This window comes from Candidatus Pantoea formicae (genome assembly GCF_011752625.1).
In the GTDB taxonomy this organism is placed as follows: Bacteria; Pseudomonadota; Gammaproteobacteria; order Enterobacterales; family Enterobacteriaceae; genus Pantoea; species Pantoea formicae.
In genome coordinates this window covers 1-19,921 of sequence record NZ_VWXD01000020.1, presented here as the reverse complement: position 1 = coordinate 19,921, position 19,921 = coordinate 1, and the positions used below count along the sequence as shown (strand labels likewise).

Below are 19,921 nucleotides of genomic sequence, written 5' to 3'. Positions count from 1 at the left end.
GTGTCGCAAACCTATCGTAGAAAACTTAAAACCTTAGTGGGTGCCAGTAGTGTGATTTCAGCGGGCAATGACAGCCAGCCTGGCGTAGGTATCGCGCGTGCAATTGAACTGGCGAAAATCGCCGAGCGTGAAAAAATCACGGGGTTATTTACTGCCGACCTGCTGCAAGCTGATCCTGCTGGATTGGCGGGCACGACGGGAACGCAAGACCCGCTGATTGCTTTAGCCGCGTTGAGCCAGGTGACATCACAGATTGGCCTGATTGCCACGGTGAGTACCAGTTGGCTTCATCCCTATAATTTAGCGCGTCAGGTTGGCACGCTGGATCATATCAGTGGCGGGCGAGCGGGCTGGAATGCAGTGACCTCTTCGGTTGGTGAGGAAAACTTTGGTGACAGCCAGCTACCCTCACCCCAGGAGCGTTATGCCCGTGCGACAGAGTTTATTGAGGTGATGAATGCGCTTTATGACGCGAACGAGCGTGCCTCGGTGCAGCGCACTGCAAGCGGTGGTATTCGCGTCGATCACCGCAAACTGCATCCTATCAATTATCGTGGTGACTTTTTCCAGGTCGCTGGGCCACTGAATGTGCCACCCCCACCGCAGCGGCGTCCGGTGCAGTTTCAGGCCGGGCAATCCGAAGCTGGTGTGACCTTGGGCGCCCGTTACGCAGAGGTCATTTATACTTCCCAGCCGACCTTCGAAGCGGCACAGGGATTTGTTGCTGATGTACAGCAGCGTGCGCGTCGATTTGGCCGTGAACATAATTCTCCGCTGATCATGAACTCGTTCCACTCCATCATTGGTGAGAGCGATGCGGATGTCGCGCGTCGGCTGCGAGATAAACATGAGCGCATTAATTATCAGCAGGGCAGGTTACGTGTGGCAGATATGCTGGGCGGAGAGGTGGATCTCAACGATGTGGCGCTCGACCAGCCATTGCCCGCTGCGTTGATTCCGCCGTTAGAACAGGTGCATCGCCGCCAGGGGCGTGCCGCCATTTTCAGGCAGTATGCGCTGGAAGGGCTGAGCCTGCGCGAGCTGATTATTAAAGCGGAAGAGACAGGACACTGGTTTGTCGCAGGTACGCCAGAGCAACTCGCGGATGCGATTGAACAGCGTTACCGTGCGGGTGTGCTGGATGTGATCTCATTGCACGGCTTAGGTAATCCTGATCAGCAAGACTCGCTGCTTAATGGACTGTTGCCTGAATTACGCCGTCGCAATCTGTTGGATAGCGATTACCAAGGCAATGACTTCCGCAGCAGTCTGGAGTTGGCACCTCTGCCATCTGCTATAGATTGAGTTAACAAACCTCGTACAAAGCCCGCTCAGGATGTCTGAGCGGGTTTTTTTATTGGAATTCTGCTCTACAAACCATTCCTGAAGAGGTGCTTTTCACGTTATGCCTCGGCACACTGATTATTGGCTACAACCTATATAGCATTTGACCTATATCAGTGAGGGAGTATTATGTGGCAGATAATAACGACGGACACTTTTGATCATTGGCTAGTCGCATTGGACGATACAGATCGCGCCTGTGTGCTCGCGTCTATGCTCGTTCTGCGCCAAATTGGTCCGGGATTGAGCAGGCCCTATGCGGACACCCTAAAAGGTTCTTGCTACAACAACATGAAAGAGCTGCGAGTACAGAGCAAAGGTGATCCTATTCGAGTGCTTTACGCTTTTGATCCCTGCCGCAATGGCGTCGTGCTCTGTGCTGGTCATAAAGTTGGTAATGAGAAGCGATTTTATAAACAAATGATTCCTTTGGCGGATTTGGAATTTACCCATCATCTTAAGCGTGGCAAAACGAAGGAGTAATCTCATGGGCAGAACACTTGAAGATATTCTTGCAACAGAAAAACCTGAAGTGGTTGCAGATGCCAAAGGTATTGCGGCAGAAATCCTGTTGAATATTCACCTTGCTGAATTACGTGAACGCGTATGTAAAACACAGGTAGAAATGGCTCAAGCGTTGAGCGTTAAACAGCCGACGGTGGCAGGAATGGAAAAGCCTGGGCGAGACATTAAACTCTCCACACTCAAACGTTATGTTGAAGCCGCTGGTGGAAAACTTCGCCTGGATATCGAGCTTGCGGACGGGTCACATTTTGAGTTTGTTGTTTAGGTTTTCTCGCTCACTTGTCAACCTATCGAAGAAGTCCACTAGCCTGCTAATTCTTATCAGTTAGACATGTGGTGATAACGTAGTAGGGGGCCGCTCAGGGGCTTGGGAGTACTCACGCCGCTGACGCGCTGCCTTCACGCCATTATTTTTCCTTTAAGCCTAACTCTCTCACCCTAAAAATGACCTTAGTGGTTAACTTTTTTGCATACATGAAAAATACAAAGGAAATACAAAAAAATAGTATAAAAATACCGAGGTTAAAAATTAAATTTATAAATATCATATGTTTACTTAGTCATATCGCGTGAAATAATTTTCTAATTGATTTCTGAGAGTGATCACATTCTCGCAATATCGTGCGCTTGAGTGTATTTACAGCGCTGTGAAAGCAGCATAGTTTGAACATGAAGTTAACCAACAAAGCACGTAATCAGAAAGATCGAACGCTGTGCTAAAGCTGGCAACATCTATCGCGGAGAAATAATCAATCGCAAAGCTTGATATTATTTAAATAACGGGGTGAATATACTTACGCCCGGTCGAGAAATAGCGCGATTAATTAGCTAAAAAAGATTATCACATCGCAACTCACCATGATTTGTGTTGGGAACGCTCACGCCTGAAACCTTGCCAGAGTAGGTTAACGCACGCGTTACATCAGGGATAGATAAGGTAACAACCTGTTGAGTCAGACTATCCCGGAGAAGAATGCCCGTAATTTAATGACCTGAGCCCTTATTTCCAATTCACGCTTACTGAATCACCTGTGATTCAGGCGGACAGCTGTACCCAAAAAAGATTAATTAACAGGAGATACCCTGCTATGAATAACAACAATATATCCATTGAAGATGTCCCCCTTAATAACTTTCACCAGTTAATGTCTCTACGCGCCGGTGGCGGCTGGATTCTGGATGGCTACGTACTGAGCATCATCGGCGTGGCGATTGTGCAGTTTTCTCAGCATCTGCAACTGGATACTTTCTGGCAGGGAATGGTTGCCGCTTCCGCGATGCTCGGCACCTTCTGCAGTGGTTTTCTTGGTGGCTGGTTAACCGATATCGTCGGCCGTCGCCGCCTGTTTTTCGTCGGGCCAATTCTGTTTATCCTCGGGTCGGTTGGTACCTTCTGGGCAGAGTCGGCGCTCACGCTATTTATCCTGCGTTTCCTTGTAGGCGTCGGGGTGGGGTTGGAGTATCCGGTTGCCGGATCATTGCTTACTGAATTCCTGCCACAAAAGCACCGCGGTAAACGTTTGGCCGGTTTAACCATTCTTTGGTTCGCCGGTGCAGCGTTGGCTTACATCGTGGGTAACCTGATCCTCTCGATTGGCGGCGATGCAGCTTGGCGTCTGGTACTGGCGAGTCCGGCTGTACTGGGCATACTGCTGTTCGCTCTGCGTCTTGGCACACCGGAATCGCCACGTTGGTTAGTCAGCAAAGGTCGTTTCAATGAGGCTGAGCAAATTATTAAGAAAGTCTACGGTCCAGAATTTTCGCTGAAGAATATGCCAGCAGAGTCGGTGGAAGCCAAAGTCACGTTGAAAGATCTGGTGCGTTCGGGCTATGGCAAACGTATGTTGTTTGTCTCCGTATTCTGGAGTGCTGCTGTCGTGCCGATGTTTGCGGTGTATTCGTTTGCACCGGTGGTATTGAAAGCCCTGAATCTGGACGGCGAATGGGCGTCACTGGGTTCGATAGCCATCACCTTGCTGTTTGTGGTGGGCTGTGTTGTGGCTACCCGTTTGATTGATAGCATGGGTCGCCGCCGTCTGATCATCCACAGCTTCTTGTGGTCAAGCCTGGCGTTGCTAGCATTGGGGATGTTCTCACATGGTTCTGAAATGCTAGTGCTGGTCATGTTTGGTGCTTACGCGGTATTTATCGGTGGTGCGCAGGTGCTGGAACTGGTGTATCCCAACGAGCTGTTCCCAACTGAAGTGCGTGCCTTTGCGGTAGGTATGGGGTCATCAATGTCACGCATTGGTTCCGCAGCAGGTACCTGGCTGGTGCCGATTTCCCTGCAAAGTCTGGGCATTGAATACACCATGTATGCTGCAGCGATTGTGTCCTTTATTGGTCTGCTGGTTTCGGTATGGCTGGCACCGGAAACCCGCAACATGACGCTGAGTCAGGCGGCTTCGCTGGCGCGCTAATATAAAGAAGACATTTTAAGAATGGCAAAAGCCCGCTCAGGGAAACCAGAGCGGGCTTTTTGTGTTTTACATTTCTGACCAAGAGGGCTTTGTTGAGAACACCTTAACCACTCCTGGTGATGGAGTGGTGACCGTTATCATTCGGGTAAGCTATTGGCCGCCAACGTGCATTTCTAAGCGTTTAATATGGGCCGTTGTGCATCATTTTTTCAGAAAGAATACTGCGATGATGTTTCACATTTCGCCGACCTGACACCGGAAGATGTCGCCAGTTTTAGTACCCTGCTGCAGCAGGGCGAGTGGGTCGATGGCCGGCTAACGGTTGTTAATTAGGGGCCATGGTAGAAGACAACCAGCAAATCGATACCCGTACTGCCTGTACGATCGTTTGCATGCGGCGGTATTGCAGGCACTGAACAACAACCCGATGTTCTTTTCCGCAGCACTTCCGCGCACGATTTCCACCTCGCTGTTGAATCGCTTTGAGAAGGGGAAACCTACGATTTTCATGTTGACGGAGCGGCGAGCTGGGTGTGTACCGATCTTTCCGTCACCTTGCTCCTGTATGAGCCTACTCTCTAGTGGTCAAACTCGCATGCTTTCTTGACCTTTATGCCCTTAATTTCGCCAGTAAATATCAGATGAAACTCATCGAATTGCTGCGTAATAATGGTCTGGTTATCGGCAGAGCGAAACTCCTTCCTCATATACGAGGGAACATTGCGCTTAGGGTCTTTAGGCTGATGCTGAGTCTGCATCAACTGAAAATGTTGATTAAGCATATTGATACTATCTGTTCCGACCTGAAGAGCAACCAGAGTGTAGGCGGTACCGTTGGCCGGGTCCGGGATATTATTGAAGCCGCATTTATAAGTGCCAGTGCGGATAATGACCGCATCGGGTGGCATCACATGGGTAACATTGGTGCGGCGAAGTGGGGTATAGGGTTCCGGCGTGGTGGAGCCTTGATAATAGATATAATAAGTCGTGGTGATCGGCTGCTCCGGTACAGACGTCACTGCTGCGGTTGGCGTATGCGCGACCGGTGCTTTGTTTTCAACCACAGGCGCAGTAGCTGCACCGATGAGTGCCGCGATACGTTGCTGGTAGTCCGCCTGTAATTGGCCCACTTGGATGCCATGGTTGTGTAATTGTTTCAGCCATTCGCGTTGTGATTGTTTTAACTGCGCTGCATCGGGGCCGGTAAGACCAGACATTTTTTTGCGATAAGCAGCGGCTAAGGCTTCATCCAATGCCGAGAGCTGCGGATTCTGGCAAATAAGTTTTTCCTGTGCAGTGCTGGCGCGGGCGCAGTCAAAAGAAGCGGCCATAGCCGGAGAGATTGCGCCGAGTAACATCATGGAAGCCAGGATATTGCGTTGGAGGGACATCGTTATTCCCTGATTGATGGATTCCTTACGTGATATCGGCGGCAGAGTGGCGAACTTTAATTCAGGTTTGCGCGCAACCCGCGGGTGCTGTAGGGCGGTACAAGCTTGTCGCCGCAACAATTGCTTAGCGTCTGACTACTGTGTCAGCTCCTTGGCAAACTGGATAAAGTCGTGTAACGCCTTGTTTTTTACCTCCCGCTGCCAGCTCATGGTTAGCGTGGAGGTGGCGTACTGATCCTGTAAAAAGCAGTAGCTGACGTCCGGTATCATCACCGAACGCTGGGTTTCAGGCACCAGCGTGACGCCCATCCCCATCGAAACTAAACCTATTGCTACCGAGACATCATGGGTCGGCTGGATTTTCTGCGGCACAAATCCTGCCAACTGACACGCGTTCAGTGCCGACCAGCCAAGCCCGACGCCAGGTGGATCTTCCTGCATCATGAACGGTTCAGTAGCGAGTTGTGAGAGCGCAATGCGCGGTTGGCAGGCCAGCGCATGGCTGCGTGGTAGAACCGCAATCAGCGGACGGGTGGCAAGATCGAGATATTCCAGCTGATCATATCGTGGCACAGGCGAGCGAACCAGGGCGACATCTATTTGATTAGTTAACAAAAGTGTAAGTTGTTCGTGAACATTGCGTTCTTCAATCATGATATCAATGCCTGGTTTACGCTTGCGGTAACCGTTAATTAACAGCGTCAGCGCCGGGTCGAGGATGGAAGACCCAACATAACCGAGCTTGATCTGCCCACGATAACCGAGGCGTAAGCTGCGGGCATTATCGCGAAACTTCACGTAATGGCTTGACGCAATGCGTGCATCCTCCACCAACTGTTCGCCTTCGAAGGTCAGCGCCACATGCCGCCTGTCACGGGTGAATAGTGCGAATTCCAACTCCTTTTCCAGTGCCTTAATGTATTGACTTAACGCCGGTTGAGCGATATTCAGGCGCAGTGCTGCCTTGCCGAAATGTAGCTCCTCTGCCAGTACCACGAATGCGTGTAAATGCCGGTAATCCATCGGTTCTCTCCTGATTTTTACTGATAATAACTCCTTATCAAAACCACCGGTATTATTATTGGACTCTTATCACTGATCCTCTAAAACTGTGAGGGCAATGACGGGATGTTCAGATTTTATGTCACTGAATTGCCTGCTTTTTTACTCAAGGTGTGCCTGCGTTTGTCTGCGCTGCTGCATCACCGATTACCACGATTAAGAGGGACATTGATATGTCTGTTAAGCAAACGAAAGTCACTGATTTGCGTTCCGCACTGGAAGTATTAAGCCAGTACGATGATGAATTGATCTATACCGATGAACCCGTAAACCCTATCGCGGAATTATCCGGCGTTTACCGCTATGTTGGCGCTCACGGTACAGTGAAACGTCCAACGCAAATCGGTCCGGCGATGATTTTCAACAAAATCGAAGGCTACAACGATATGCGTGTGCTTATCGGCCTGCTTTCATCACGTAAACGTGTGGCGCGCCTGTTTGGCACCACCCCGGAAAACCTTGCATTTATGTTGAAAGATTCCGTCGCTAACCCGATCGCACCGATTGTTATCCCGCGTGAAAAGGCAGCCTGCCAGGAAGTGGTTCATCTGGCTAGCGACCCGGATTTTGATATTCTGAAAATTCTGCCTGCACCGACCAATACCCCGGAAGATGCCGGTCCGTATTTCACCTTGGGTATGTGTTATGCCGCTGATCCTGAAACCGGCGAGCACGATGTCACCATCCACCGTCTGTGCGTACAGAGCAAAGACGAAATTTCCATGTATTTCGTGCCGGGTCGCCATCTGGATACCTTCCGTCAGAAAGCGGAAGCCGCTGGTAAACCGCTGCCGATTTCTATCAGCATCGGTGTCGATCCCGCGATCGAGATTGGTGCCTGTTTTGAGCCGCCAACAACACCGCTGGGCTTTGATGAGCTGTCCATCGCCGGTAGCCTGCGCAACCAGGCGGTTGAATTAACCGAATGTCTGACCGTAAAAGCGCTGGGTATCGCTAATGCCGAAGTGGTGATTGAAGGTGAACTGCTGCCAGGCGTGCGTGTGCGAGAAGACCAGAACACCAACTCCGGTAAAGCCATGCCTGAATTCCCAGGTTATACCGGCGCAGCCCAGGCCGCGGTTCCGGTGATTAAAGTGAAAGCCATCACCCATCGGCGTTCACCGATTCTGCAAACCTGTATCGGTCCAAGCGATGAACATACCAACATGGCCGGTATCCCGACCGAAGCCAGCATTATGCAAATGGTGGAACGTGCGCTACCTGGCTTTGTACAGACTGTACACTGCCCAAGTCCGGGCACCGGTAAGTATCTGGCGGTATTACAGGTGAAAAAACGTACTCCGGTTGATGAAGGACGTCAGCGTCAGGCGGCACTGCTGGCCTTCGCCGCCTTCTCCGAGCTGAAACATGTGATGCTGGTGGATGAAGACGTCGATGTATTCGATATCAATGACGTGATGTGGGCGATGACCACTCGCTATCAGGCCGATATTGATACCGTGACGATTCCTGGCGTGCGCTGCCATCCGCTCGATCCGTCATCCGATCCAGATTACAGCCCGTCAGTGCGTGACCACGGTATTGCCTGCAAAGCGATTTTTGACTGCACCGTGCCTTATCACCTGAAAGCAAATTTCCACCGCAGTGAGTTTCTCGAAGTGGATGTGAATCGTTTTATCCCAGGTTTTAACAAAAAATAAGGAGGCAGCATGTCAGGGGCTGTAATTCGCAACAGTGGTAAACCTCGGGTGATTGTGGGCATTAGCGGTGCCTCAGGTTTTTGTTATGGCGTTCAGGCATTGCGCTATTTACGTCAGTTGGATGTGGAGAGCCATCTGGTGATCTCTCCCGCAGGGCACCTTAATCGTGAACATGAAACCAACCTCAGCGCAGAGGATGTGGCGGAGTTGGCCGATGTGGTTTATCCCATCCGTGCTGTAGGGGCGGCGATCGCCAGCGGTTCATTCCGTACTCTCGGCATGTTGGTGGCACCCTGTTCGATGCACACCCTGGCGGCTATCGCCAACGGCCTGACCGACAATCTGCTGACGCGTGCTGCTGATGTGGTATTAAAAGAGCGGCGCAGGCTGGTCCTGATGGTGCGGGAAACCCCGCTCCATCTGGGTCATATTCGCAATATGCAACAGGCGACCGAATCCGGCGCGATTGTTTTTCCTCCGGTGCCTGCACTGTATGCCAAGCCGCAAAGTGTGGAAGAGATTATTGCACATAGCGTTGCACGCGCTCTGGGGCTGATGGATCTGGATTGCGCCGATCTGCCGCGTTGGGGAGAAGACGTGACTTTAATGACCAGGAGTAATCAATCGTGATAATTGGACCCTATATTAATGGCTCTGCGGTATTGATTGGCGGCATCGTCGGTGCGTTGCTCAGTTCACGCTTGCCCGAGCGTATCAGAACCTCCATGCCGTTGATCTTCGGCGCTGCCTCCATGTGTATGGGGATTGTGCTGGTGGTGAAAGTCAGTCATATGCCGGTGATGGTGCTATCAGTGATCCTAGGCGCACTGCTCGGTGAGATGTGTTATCTCGAGAAAGGCATTGGCAAGCTGGGCAGCAAGGCTCGTGGGCTGGTGGAGATGTTTGTCAGTTCAGGTGCGCAGGATCAGGAGTCGCAGGAACAATTTCTGCAAAGTTATGTGGCGATTATCGTGCTGTTTTGCGCCAGCGGCACCGGGATATTCGGTTCAATGCATGAAGGCATGACCGGAGATACCAGCGTCCTGATTGCGAAATCGTTCCTTGATCTGTTCACTGCCGCAATCTTTGCCACCTCTTTGGGTTTTGCTGTAGCCGTGGTTGCGGTGCCTCAGTTAATTATTCAACTACTGCTGGCCTATGGTGCGGTATTTATTTTACCGCTGACCACTCCAGCGATGCAGGCAGATTTCTCGGCGGTCGGGGGTGTATTAATGTTTGCGACTGGCTTCCGTATTTGCGGAATTAAAATCTTCCCGGTGGCAAATATGTTACCTGCGCTGGTTTTAGCCATGCCGATCTCTTCGCTATGGACCAGTTTCTTTTAAGGGAGGAATGTAAGTAACAGAGTATAGATGAGATGGAAATGTTATAAATCCAGGGGCCGGAAATGGATGATTAACTTTACGGTATCTTAAACAAGATCGGAATTTATCATGATCAAAAATAAAATAACTTGCGCAATAGCCTTGCTATTGCCATTGGCATCATACGCAGCGGATAACGCAACACAGGTTCAGGAAGTATTACAGGTGACTTCTCCAGTTGACGATGGCAGCAATGGTACGCTGCGTTGGGCATTGGAAAAAAATAACCAAAACCCTGGTCATTATCGCATCGAATTACATGCCACTAATAACCAGCCACTGATTATTAAACCTATTAAACCTTTGCCGGAAATTAAAGGGCCAGTAGAAATTATTAACAGCGATTTTCTCAGAAATGGCAGCTATGTGGCTATTGACGGTTCGGGTTACATTAAAGAAGTCGATCCACGATCCTGTCCGGGGGCTGTAAGCGGCCAATATGGCGCGAATGTCCGTACCACCACTATGCCGGGTCTGGTCCTGCGTGATACCCATGATGTCACCTTGCGGGGGGTTGAAGTACGTAATTTCTGTATCGGCATCCTGATCAATCGCGCCAAAAATAACGTCATCGAAGATAACCGTATTGTCGGTAACCACGGAGGTGCCGGTATTATGATGACCGGTGATGATGGCAAAGGTAATTCCACCGCAACCACTACCGAGCGTAATAAAATTATCCGCAATACCTTTATTAACAACGGCGATGCAATGGAAGCCACCCGTGGCGCTTCATTCAATCTGATTGCGGATAACTTTGTCACCACGGACAGCATACATAATCAGGAACCGTCGCAGGGTCTGGAAATGTTATGGGGTAATAGCAACCAAGTGATTCACAACCACTTTGAAAATTATTCCGATGGGGTACAGTTGAACTGGGGTAATCGTAACTATATTGCCGATAATACCTTCACCAATCTTTCTTCAGCGGTAACCTTAAGTGGTACAGGTAATGTGGTAGCGGGGAATATTATGAGCGGTAACCGCGTCGCGGTTTCTGTTCGTCCGCAGGGTGAGCCGGGTAAAAATGGTAGCTTTGGTATTAACCGTATCTCCGGCCCCGCCGTAAACCGTATCACTGAAAATATTATGGTCGGCAACGGTAAAGAGATTAAACGTTGCTTTGCCGGTGGTAGTTGTCTACCGGGTTATGCCGGAGCGATTGTATTTAATGTGCCTGGTCTGGAACATGCGGCATTTATCGGTAATCGTGGTGGTGGTATTAGCAATGACACCAGCAAACTGGAAAAAATCTGCGCGATTGATGGTAACGTTGCCGGTTGTGAACCGACACCGAATAAAGACCAGCATGCCCCGGCTATTACCCGTGTCGTCCGTAATCAGAACACGCTGACCGTAGACGGTAATGTCAAAGGTGAAGCCAATACGGAATACCGTATTGAGTTCTTCTCCAACAGCAAGACTGCCATGGATGAAGCTGAGCATTTCCTCGGTTATGAGATGGTCGCAATTAATGCGCAAGGCAATGGGACCATTCACTATCAGACTCGGGTAAATGCTGATTTGCAGGTTGCCAATGTGACCTCGACAGCCACCACCAATGACGGTGCAACCTCCCCATTAAGTAAGCCAGCCCCAATGCAATAACTCTTTCCTGGATAAGCTGCGACATCGCATTACCTGACGGCATTCACCTGAAATTAAAAAAATAGTCCGACCGGAAAGAGACAGCAACCCTGCCGTTCTCATCCTGTCAGGTGTGTCATTAGCGAAACAGGAACAAACCATGAACTTGCGTAAAAATGTATTAGCGATTTCTTTGCTGTTGGCCTTGATGGGCGTGAGTAACGCCATCGCTGCCACCAGCCTATCTGCCGCTGCAATTAGCGTGAGTCACGCAGAGCCGATTGTTATCCGCCAGACTGCGATTGGCGAAGGCATGCCGAAAGTCATTATTCCGACCACGGGGGCGACAGCCGACCAGGTTTTGGCCCAGGCGAAAGCCATCGGTGCCAACCCGGATAGCGATTTGATTGAATATCGTATTGATTACCTAAATTTTGCCACTGACGCCGCCCAGGTTGGCGCGCTGGGTAAACAGGTTGCCGCAGATGTCCAGGGTAAACCGCTAATCCTGACGTTCCGTACCCAGTCTGAAGGTGGCGCGAAAGCGATCAACGATAAGGATTATGGCAAGTTATATCTGGCGCTGATTAAAGACCATTTCATCGATATTCTTGATGTGGAAATGTTCCGCGATCCGACCGTGATTCATCAGGTGGTGACTGCGGCTCACCAGGCAGGGATCAAAGTGGTGATGTCCAGCCATGACTTCCACAAAACGCCATCAACCAGCGAGATCGTATCCCGCCTGCGTAAACAAGACAGTATGGGTGCCGATATCCTGAAAATCGCGGTAATGCCGCATGATTCGGGCGATGTGGTGAAACTGATCGATGCGACTGCGCAGATTCGTAATCAATATTCGCGCAAACCGCTGCTGACCATGTCCATGGGTGGATTGGGTGCTATTTCCCGTTTGTCCGGTGAAGTGTTTGGCGACGACCTGACTTTCGGTATGTTGGGTACGGCTTCAGCGCCGGGCCAGGTCGATGCTGCACAGCTGCATCAGGTACTGAAAACTATTGATGTTGCGCTAAGCGGTCATTAATTCCTGCCTGATTAAAAAACGCCTTCCACGGCTAACGTGGAAGGCGTTTTTGTTGAGAACTTCAATTTGACCTGCATACCCGCTACCCAGATATCTTTAATCTCTTTATTTAAGAAGGCCCCCGGTTCTTTGATGTACTGCATTCTCGGCCAGAGATACATCACGATAGGTCCTTAAGCCGAGGCGCGATTCTTTTTGATTGATGCGCTATTTGAGATACCAAAGGCCTAAACCGCCTGAATTAACTAAAAAATACAGACTGTGAGAAGCGAAAACTTTGAAGGTTTTTTTGGATGGTTTTTGCTTGCGGATTTTTGAGTCATTTAGAGATATTCGGGGGTCACTTCGTCATCGAGTCAACTTGACGCCAATTCTGACCACCAAATTTCCCCGATGCGAAGGATAGGATGAAAATGCATCGGGAAGAGTTTTCACACTAAACTATTGAATCTCAACTATATAAGGATTCGCAAAGCAGCATAAAAACGAGAATTTGGCTCCTCTGACTGGACTCGAACCAGTGACATACGGATTAACAGTCCGCCGTTCTACCGACTGAACTACAGAGGAATCGTGTGAACGAGGCGCATATTAGCGATGACGATCCTCGTTGTCAAAGCCCGATCGCACACTTCTGGTTTAAGTGCACGTAAAAGCAGCGGAATGGTGTTTTTCTGCCTTAAATGTTCAGATTTCAAACTGCCAACAAGATCTCACTTTAAACGCAATTCCTTTGAGATGTTAGAGGCGTGTCAAAGTTTTGTTATTTGCCGATTTTAAAACAATCATTTCAGTGCTTTTATGATGAAAATTTCAAATGATGATCAGATGAAATAAATGAACTGCTTATCATCACGAGCGGAACTAGATTCAAAATCTGAAACATCATTTTGAAAATAACTTCTTGATAAGAAATAGTTTTAAATATGGAGTTTTTCCGTACAGATAGCGTTAGACCAGAAGCCTTACCTCTACAACCAGATAAATAACGCCAGCGACGTTGAGTGAATGTAAAAAATATTTTTCATTCGTCGTATCAGCCAACCTGAGCTTGTTAACAAATAAGAAGGGTTACCTATGAAATTCAAAAAAGCGTTAGTGACTTCCCTGTTAGCTTGCATGTTACCTGCCGCAGTGATGGCAAAAGACCTTCAGGTGGGCGTTTCAATGGCGCTGTTTGACGACAACTTCCTGACCATTCTGCGTACGGCTATGCAGAAAGAGATGACAAAAGATGGTGTGCAAGGGCAGGTAGAAGACGCGAAAGGTGATGTCTCCCAACAGCTGCAACAAATTCAGAACTTCATCGGTCAGGGCGTTGACGCGATTATCGTTAACCCAGTGGATACCAACGCCGTCAAACCATTGATGGATGCGGCTTCTAAAGCCGGTGTGCCGCTGATTTTTGTTAACCGCAAACCAGCAGGTGAATTGACCGACAAAATGGCTTACGTCGGTTCTGACTCCGAGCTGGCGGGCCGTCTACAAATGGAAGCGCTGGCAAAAGCGATGAACGGTAAAGGTAACGTCGCGATTCTGATGGGCGACTTGGCTAACGAATCCACCCGTGACCGTACCAAAGGTGTTGAGGCGGTAGTGGCTAAATATCCGGGCCTGAAAGTGGTTCAGAAACAGACTGCAAAATTCACCCGTAATGACGCAGTGGACGTGGTGAGTAACTGGATGACCGCAGGCGATGACATTCAGGCGATTGCTTCTAACAACGATGAAATGGCGATCGGTGCGCTGCAGGCACTGGGCAAAAACCCAAACCACATCCTGATTGCGGGCGTAGATGGTACACCGGATGCGTTGCAGATGCTGAAGAACGGCAAAATGGTGGCCACTGTATTCCAGGATGCTAAAGGTCAGGGTGAAGGTGCGGTTCAGACCGCAGTGAAACTGGCGAAGGGCGAAAAAGTGGAGAAGGTGATTAACATTCCTTACCAGTTGATCACCAAAGACAACATGGCGCAGTTCGAATCTCGTAACCAGAAGTAATTGTTCCCGACTTAGCCGTACGGAGGTGATGTATGACCGCTTTTGCGCTTGAAGCCGAAGGCATCAGCAAGTTCTTCCCCGGAGTGAAGGCACTCGACAATGTCTCACTGCGAATCAAACCGGGGTCGGTACATGCCCTGATGGGTGAAAATGGCGCGGGCAAATCCACTTTAATGAAATGCCTTATCGGGATGTATCGTCCCGATAAGGGCACCATTCGCATTAAAGGGGAGCCGGTGCAATTTCAGGACACCATGGATGCGCTGCGTTCAGGTATCTCGATGATACACCAAGAACTGAATCTGGTGCCTTACATGACCGTGGCCGAGAACATCTGGCTAGGTCGCGAACCGATGAAGTACGGCTTTGTTGATCACGCGTTGCTGAACAAGCAGACGCAGGAATTACTTAACAAACTTAATATCCGTCTAAAAGCTGATCGTATGGTTGGCGAGCTGAGTATCGCCGCTCAGCAGATGGTGGAAATTGCCAAAGCGGTATCATGGAACTCCGACATCGTGATTATGGACGAACCGACCTCGGCACTGACGGAAACCGAAGTGGCGCATCTTTTCACCATCATCCGCGATCTGCGCGAGCAGGGTAAAGCCATCATCTATATCAGTCACAAGATGGATGAAATTTTCACCATCACCGATGAGATCAGCATTTTCCGTGACGGGACCTGGGTGGGCAGCAACAGCACTTCCGAATTTACTCGTCAATCGCTGATTACTCAGATGGTGGGGCGTGAACTGACGCAGCTGTTCCCGAAATTCAATGGTGAAATCGGTGAAGAAGTGCTGACGGTGCGCAACCTGACCTGCAAAGACCGTTTTACCGATATCAACTTTACGGTGCGCAAAGGGGAAATCCTGGGCGTTGCCGGGCTGGTGGGGGCGGGACGTAGTGAAGTGATGGAAAGTTTATTCGGAATGGAAAGTTTTGACAGCGGTGAAGTGCTGATCGATGGCGTGCCGGTCAAAATTGATTCGCCTTCCACAGCGATAGAGAAGGGCATGGCGTTCCTGACCGAGGACCGTAAAAAATCCGGCTTATTCCTGGTGTTGTCGGTGCTGGAGAACATGAGCATCGTTAACATGCCGGATTATGTGAGCAAAACAGGTTTCGTTAGCCACGTGAAGATGGCGCAGGACTGCATGGATCAGATCCGCAAACTCAATATTAAAACGCCGACCATGGATCAGATCATCAACAACCTCAGTGGCGGTAACCAGCAGAAGGTGCTGATTGCGCGCTGGCTGCTGGCGCAACCGAAAATTCTGATCCTCGATGAACCGACGCGCGGTATTGACGTCGGGGCAAAAGCCGAGATTTACCGCTTAATCAGCGAACTGGCGAACCGCGGCGTGGCCATCATTATGGTCTCGTCGGAGCTGCCGGAAATTCTGGGCATGAGCGACCGCGTGATGGTTATGCACGGCGGGCGTATAACTGGCATCCTCGATAAAGAAGAGGCCAATCAGGAAACCATTTTGTCGTTGGCATCCGAGTGAGGCGCGAGACATCTATGAGTAACGTAAAAATTACGGCCCCGCAGGCCGCGGAATCGACATCCTTCTTTGGCAATCTGCGCCATAAGTTGCCGAAAGATACCGGCATCTTTGTGGTGATGTTAGGCATTGCTTTGATCTTTGAAATTGCAGGCTGGTACGTTCGTGACCAATCTTTCCTGCTCAACACCAACCGTTTAGTGCTGATCGTTTTACAGGTGGCGATTATCGGCATCATTGCGGTGGGCGTGACACAGGTCATCATCACTACGGGTATTGATTTATCATCCGGCTCCGTTATTGCCCTGACGGCGGTAGTCGCGGCGAGTCTGGCACAAACGTCCGATAGTCTGACGCCAATGTATCCTTCACTGGTTAATTTGCCCGCCGTGATTCCCATTGTGGCCGGTATTGGTGTGGGGCTGCTGTGTGGTTTGATGAACGGTTTTCTGATTACTAAAACCGGCATCCCTCCTTTTATTGCCACTCTGGGGATGATGGTGTCTGCGCGTGGTCTGGCACAGTATTACACCCAAGGTAACCCTATCAGCTTCTTGTCTGATGGTTTCACCTCTATCGGCCAGGGTGCGATGCCAGTGATTATCTTCCTGGTGGTGGCTTTCCTGTTCCACATTGCCCTGAAGCACACCCGCTATGGCAAATACGTCTACGCCATTGGCGGCAACATGACCTCAGCCAAGGTGTCAGGCATTAACGTTAACAAGTATTTGATTATCGTTTATACCATCGCAGGTGCGCTGTCTGGCTTGGCGGGTGTGGTGTTAGCAGCACGCGTCAGCAGTGGCCAGTCAAGTATGGGTGTGGCGTATGAGCTGGATGCCATTGCCGCCGCGGTTATCGGTGGTAGCAGCCTGATGGGTGGTGTCGGTCGCATCACGGGTACCTTGATTGGTGCTGTGATTCTGGGACTGATTAAGAGCGGATTCACCTTTGTAGGCGTCGATGCTTACGTGCAGGACATCATTAAAGGCATAATCATCGTCGCCGCAGTTTCCATCGATATGCACCGCAACCGCAAAAAACGCTGATACGCTTCATACTTCACACTGTAGCTGCGTTGGCTGCGCCCGTTTACCCTGGTCACATAGTAATCTATGCTCCCAGGGCTAAACGGGCTTGCCGCCTTGCTACAGCGCGAATTATTTCGCGTATCTGCTTTTTTGTGAGTAGTGAGTAGGTTGTAAAACAATTCACTGCTACATTCACCACTACCCGTTATCTATATACCCCAGGCTGAACGGCCGTTTCCGTTTTTACAGCGCGAATGAGTGAACATGTAGCCTTGAGCGTGTTGGAATCAAAACCTTGCTTCTTGAGTCATGTCTCATTTTAGCTGCCTGTCCTCACAATAAGTTTTCCCACTGGTTGATCCTGTTCCTTTCCCCGCGTTTGCTTTCGTTCTGACCGTTTTAGGTCATTTTCTGTGAGTTATGCACCACTGCGACGCTTTCGGTCATCACTTTTTTGCACATCTGCTACGCAATTTGTGCACCATGGTGGTGCATTATGCTTGGTTTTTAATCACCCTGCGTCATCTGCTCAGCTTATTAACTCTTAAGAGGTAATCAGAAAGGCTTATTTTCCGTGCCGTTAGGAATATTCTGGCACTGCTTTTTTAGGCTTCGAATAAACTTGGCCTGCATATTGCAACTTCATGAACACAAGCCAGCAGGCTGAAACACCCAAACGGGTTATTCGGGGATTGACGGAGGCAATATGAATTTAAGACGACTGAAGTACTTTGTTAAAATCGTCGATATCGGCAGCCTGACTCAGGCAGCAGAAGTGTTGCACATCGCGCAGCCTGCGCTTAGCCAACAGGTTGCGACGCTGGAAAACGAACTCGACCAGCAGTTGCTGATCCGTACCAAACGTGGTGTAACACCAACCGAAGCGGGCAAAATTCTTTATGCTCATGCTCGTACTATTCTGCGCCAGTGTGAACAAGCACAAACCGCCGTCATCAACGCGGGTCAGGCATTGAATGGCCAGGTATCGATTGGCCTGGCGCCGGGAACCGCCGCTTCTTCGCTGACGATGCCGCTGCTGCAAACGGTGCGTGAACAATTCCCTGATGTGCTGGTGTATCTGCATGAGAACAGCGGCACGTCTTTAAATGAAAAAGTGATGAACGGTCAGTTGGATATGGCGGTGCTGTATGACCGTGCTCCGACAGCCGGCATTAACAGCATTCCATTGATGAAAGAAGAATTGTATCTGGTCGGTGCGACCGCATGCCCGGGCGCTACCGTTGATCTCGCCGATGTGGCGCAGATGAATCTGTTCCTGCCGCGTGATTACAGCGCGGTGCGTAAACGTGTAGATGAAGCTTTCTCTCTGCGCCGTCTAAGCGCAAAAATCATCGGTGAAATCGAGTCAATTTCAACCCTGACCGCAGCGGTTTCCAGCGGTATGGGGGTGACCGTTCTGCCGGAATCAGCGGCTCGTGCCTTGGTGAGTTCAACTCACGCGTGGATGGCTCGTATTAACAGTCCATCGCTGAATCTGCCGCTCTCGCTGAATATCTCTGCGCGCCTGCCACTCTCACCTTCCGCGCAGGCAGTGAAAAACATCCTGCTGTCACTGCTGAATAAGCCGGTGACAGAAGAACGCGAGTTGATGCTGGTCGGTTAGTCCCTTTCTATACCCCAGCTTTCAACGGCTGGGGTAAACGCTTCTAGCTTTAACCTCTTCACATACGTCGACGTAACTCCGCCTCCTTATTACTATTCCGCATAACACACCGTTTTTTATTATTTCCTGCAATGACGCCAACTTCATAACATGGACGAAACAGGGCAGGGAACAGGAGAAAAGGGTGTGAATTTCCAGCAACTTAAAATTATACGTGAAGCAGCACGTTGCGAATTCAACCTGACAGAAGTGGCGAACACGCTGTTTACCTCACAATCCGGGGTCAGCCGCCATATACGCGATCTGGAAGATGAGCTCGGCGTCGAAATTTTCATCCGTCGCGGCAAGCGACTGTTGGGCATGACAGAACCGGGCAAGGCGCTGTTGACCATTGCTGAACGCATTCTTGATGAAGCAGGCAAAGTGCGTCGCCTGGCGGATGTGTTTACCAATGAAACCAGCGGCGTGCTGACGATTGCCACCACGCATACGCAGGCCCGCTATAGTCTGCCGCGTGTGATCAAAGCATTCCGACAGCTCTATCCTAATGTTCGTCTTGAACTCAATCAGGGTTCGCCGCAGGAAATTGTGGCTATGCTGCTGGCGGGTGAAGCTGATATTGGTATTGCCTCCGAGCAACTGGTGAACAACAGCAGTCTTGCTGCTTTTCCCTGGTTTAGCTGGCACCACTCGTTATTGGTGCCGCACGACCATGAACTGTTACAGCATCAGCCGATCACGCTGGCTAGCTTGAGTCGCCATCCATTGATCACCTATCGTCAGGGGATTACGGGACGCTCACGTGTTGACCGCGCGTTCCAGGCAGCGGGCCTTAAACCGGATATCGTGCTCAGCGCGCAGGATTCGGATGTAGTGAAAACCTATGTTGAGCTGGGTCTCGGCGTCGGCATTCTGGCTGATCAGGCATGCGACATCTATGAGGGTGAAGATTTGGTGAAAATCGACACTCATCATCTGTTTGATGCCAACACCGTGTGGCTGGGATTGAAGCGTGGCCAGCTGCAACGCAATTACGTCTGGCAGTTTCTGGAACTGTGTAATGCCAATCTGTCGCTGGAAGAGATTAAGCGTCAGGCGCTCTCCTATGAAACGGAGTCTGAACCCGCTATCGATTTCCAGATTTAATAAGCCACAGGTCACCACGAACGGTGACTCTACATTTCCCGTAGGGGGCGCATTCAGGTACAAACCGGGCACATGGGTAACACTTTAGACCGGGCACATGGGTAACAGTTATAAATGGCATAGCAGAGGAGACTCACTATGCCCTGGAATGAGACTGTTACCATGCAACGCCTCGAATTTAT

At 50.1% G+C, this 19,921-nt stretch carries 17 protein-coding genes, 1 tRNA gene and 1 pseudogene; 15 read left to right on the top strand and 4 right to left on the bottom strand.

Annotated features, from left to right (window positions below; all coding sequences use genetic code 11):
* The 5 genes and pseudogenes from F3J38_RS26920 to F3J38_RS28235 all read left to right on the top strand — a co-directional run.
* The gene (locus F3J38_RS26920) at nucleotides 1-1,305 is read left to right on the top strand and encodes an NtaA/DmoA family FMN-dependent monooxygenase (RefSeq protein WP_167144311.1); all 1,305 of its coding nucleotides are present in this window, start codon (nucleotides 1-3) and stop codon (nucleotides 1,303-1,305) included.
* Between the two features lie 168 nt (nucleotides 1,306-1,473).
* Nucleotides 1,474-1,827 carry a type II toxin-antitoxin system RelE/ParE family toxin gene (locus F3J38_RS26915; protein ID WP_167144309.1) on the top strand — a complete coding sequence of 118 codons (354 nt, stop codon included), beginning with the start codon at nucleotides 1,474-1,476 and terminating at the stop codon, nucleotides 1,825-1,827.
* Nucleotides 1,828-1,831: 4 nt separating this feature from the next.
* The gene (proR, locus tag F3J38_RS26910; RefSeq protein WP_084935201.1) at nucleotides 1,832-2,134 is read left to right on the top strand and encodes a transcriptional regulator ProR; all 303 of its coding nucleotides are present in this window, start codon (nucleotides 1,832-1,834) and stop codon (nucleotides 2,132-2,134) included.
* Nucleotides 2,135-2,957: 823 nt separating this feature from the next.
* A complete protein-coding gene (locus F3J38_RS26905) occupies nucleotides 2,958-4,289 on the top strand; it encodes an MFS transporter (protein WP_167144307.1) in 1,332 nt (443 codons plus the stop codon).
* A 226-nt stretch (nucleotides 4,290-4,515) separates the two neighbouring features.
* Nucleotides 4,516-4,862: pseudogene (locus F3J38_RS28235) on the top strand (2OG-Fe(II) oxygenase family protein); the annotation flags it as partial.
* Nucleotides 4,863-4,867: 5 nt separating this feature from the next.
* Here F3J38_RS28235 and F3J38_RS26900 read toward each other — a convergent pair.
* Together F3J38_RS26900 and F3J38_RS26895 are read right to left on the bottom strand one after the other, a co-directional pair.
* Complete coding sequence (locus tag F3J38_RS26900; RefSeq protein ID WP_167144305.1) at nucleotides 4,868-5,680, bottom strand: lysozyme inhibitor LprI family protein; 813 nt, start codon at nucleotides 5,678-5,680, stop codon at nucleotides 4,868-4,870.
* 135 nt (nucleotides 5,681-5,815) lie between these two features.
* Entirely contained in the window at nucleotides 5,816-6,703 is an 888-nt protein-coding gene (locus F3J38_RS26895) for a LysR family transcriptional regulator (protein WP_167144303.1), read from the bottom strand.
* Nucleotides 6,704-6,915: 212 nt separating this feature from the next.
* On the opposite strand from F3J38_RS26895, the gene F3J38_RS26890 reads away from it, so the two are divergent.
* The 5 genes from F3J38_RS26890 to aroD all read left to right on the top strand — a co-directional run bounded on the left by F3J38_RS26890 (nucleotide 6,916) and on the right by aroD (nucleotide 12,423).
* Nucleotides 6,916-8,403 (top strand): UbiD family decarboxylase, encoded by a 1,488-nt coding sequence (locus F3J38_RS26890; RefSeq protein ID WP_167144301.1) that lies wholly within the window; start codon nucleotides 6,916-6,918, stop codon nucleotides 8,401-8,403.
* A gap of 9 nt (nucleotides 8,404-8,412) precedes the next feature.
* On the top strand, nucleotides 8,413-9,033 hold the full coding sequence (locus F3J38_RS26885; protein ID WP_167144299.1) for a UbiX family flavin prenyltransferase: 621 nt from the start codon (nucleotides 8,413-8,415) through the stop codon (nucleotides 9,031-9,033).
* Nucleotides 9,030-9,749, top strand: coding sequence for a DUF554 domain-containing protein (locus tag F3J38_RS26880; protein ID WP_167144297.1), 720 nt, complete (start codon nucleotides 9,030-9,032; stop codon nucleotides 9,747-9,749). The genes F3J38_RS26885 and F3J38_RS26880 overlap by 4 nt, the downstream gene beginning before the upstream one ends.
* A gap of 204 nt (nucleotides 9,750-9,953) precedes the next feature.
* Nucleotides 9,954-11,399, top strand: a complete 1,446-nt coding sequence (locus F3J38_RS26875; protein WP_369411048.1) for a NosD domain-containing protein — start codon at nucleotides 9,954-9,956, stop codon at nucleotides 11,397-11,399.
* Between the two features lie 139 nt (nucleotides 11,400-11,538).
* Nucleotides 11,539-12,423: a type I 3-dehydroquinate dehydratase gene (gene aroD, locus F3J38_RS26870; protein ID WP_167144295.1), complete on the top strand. Its 885-nt coding sequence runs from the start codon at nucleotides 11,539-11,541 to the stop codon at nucleotides 12,421-12,423.
* Between the two features lie 11 nt (nucleotides 12,424-12,434).
* On the opposite strand, the gene F3J38_RS26865 is transcribed toward aroD, so the two are convergent.
* Entirely contained in the window at nucleotides 12,435-12,587 is a 153-nt protein-coding gene (locus F3J38_RS26865) for a hypothetical protein (RefSeq protein ID WP_205298431.1), read from the bottom strand.
* Between the two features lie 330 nt (nucleotides 12,588-12,917).
* Nucleotides 12,918-12,993, bottom strand: a tRNA-Asn gene (locus F3J38_RS26860).
* Between the two features lie 507 nt (nucleotides 12,994-13,500).
* Here F3J38_RS26860 and F3J38_RS26855 point away from each other — a divergent pair.
* The 5 genes from F3J38_RS26855 to cbl all read left to right on the top strand — a co-directional run bounded on the left by F3J38_RS26855 (nucleotide 13,501) and on the right by cbl (nucleotide 19,739).
* On the top strand, nucleotides 13,501-14,424 hold the full coding sequence (locus F3J38_RS26855; protein WP_167144294.1) for a sugar ABC transporter substrate-binding protein: 924 nt from the start codon (nucleotides 13,501-13,503) through the stop codon (nucleotides 14,422-14,424).
* 32 nt (nucleotides 14,425-14,456) lie between these two features.
* Nucleotides 14,457-15,941 carry a sugar ABC transporter ATP-binding protein gene (locus tag F3J38_RS26850; protein ID WP_167144293.1) on the top strand — a complete coding sequence of 495 codons (1,485 nt, stop codon included), beginning with the start codon at nucleotides 14,457-14,459 and terminating at the stop codon, nucleotides 15,939-15,941.
* Between the two features lie 14 nt (nucleotides 15,942-15,955).
* A complete protein-coding gene (locus F3J38_RS26845; protein WP_167144292.1) occupies nucleotides 15,956-16,987 on the top strand; it encodes an ABC transporter permease in 1,032 nt (343 codons plus the stop codon).
* A gap of 688 nt (nucleotides 16,988-17,675) precedes the next feature.
* Nucleotides 17,676-18,593 (top strand): nitrogen assimilation transcriptional regulator NAC, encoded by a 918-nt coding sequence (gene nac, locus F3J38_RS26840; protein ID WP_167144291.1) that lies wholly within the window; start codon nucleotides 17,676-17,678, stop codon nucleotides 18,591-18,593.
* A 186-nt stretch (nucleotides 18,594-18,779) separates the two neighbouring features.
* Nucleotides 18,780-19,739 (top strand): HTH-type transcriptional regulator Cbl, encoded by a 960-nt coding sequence (cbl, locus tag F3J38_RS26835; RefSeq protein WP_045832269.1) that lies wholly within the window; start codon nucleotides 18,780-18,782, stop codon nucleotides 19,737-19,739.
* Nucleotides 19,740-19,921 lie beyond the last annotated feature (182 nt).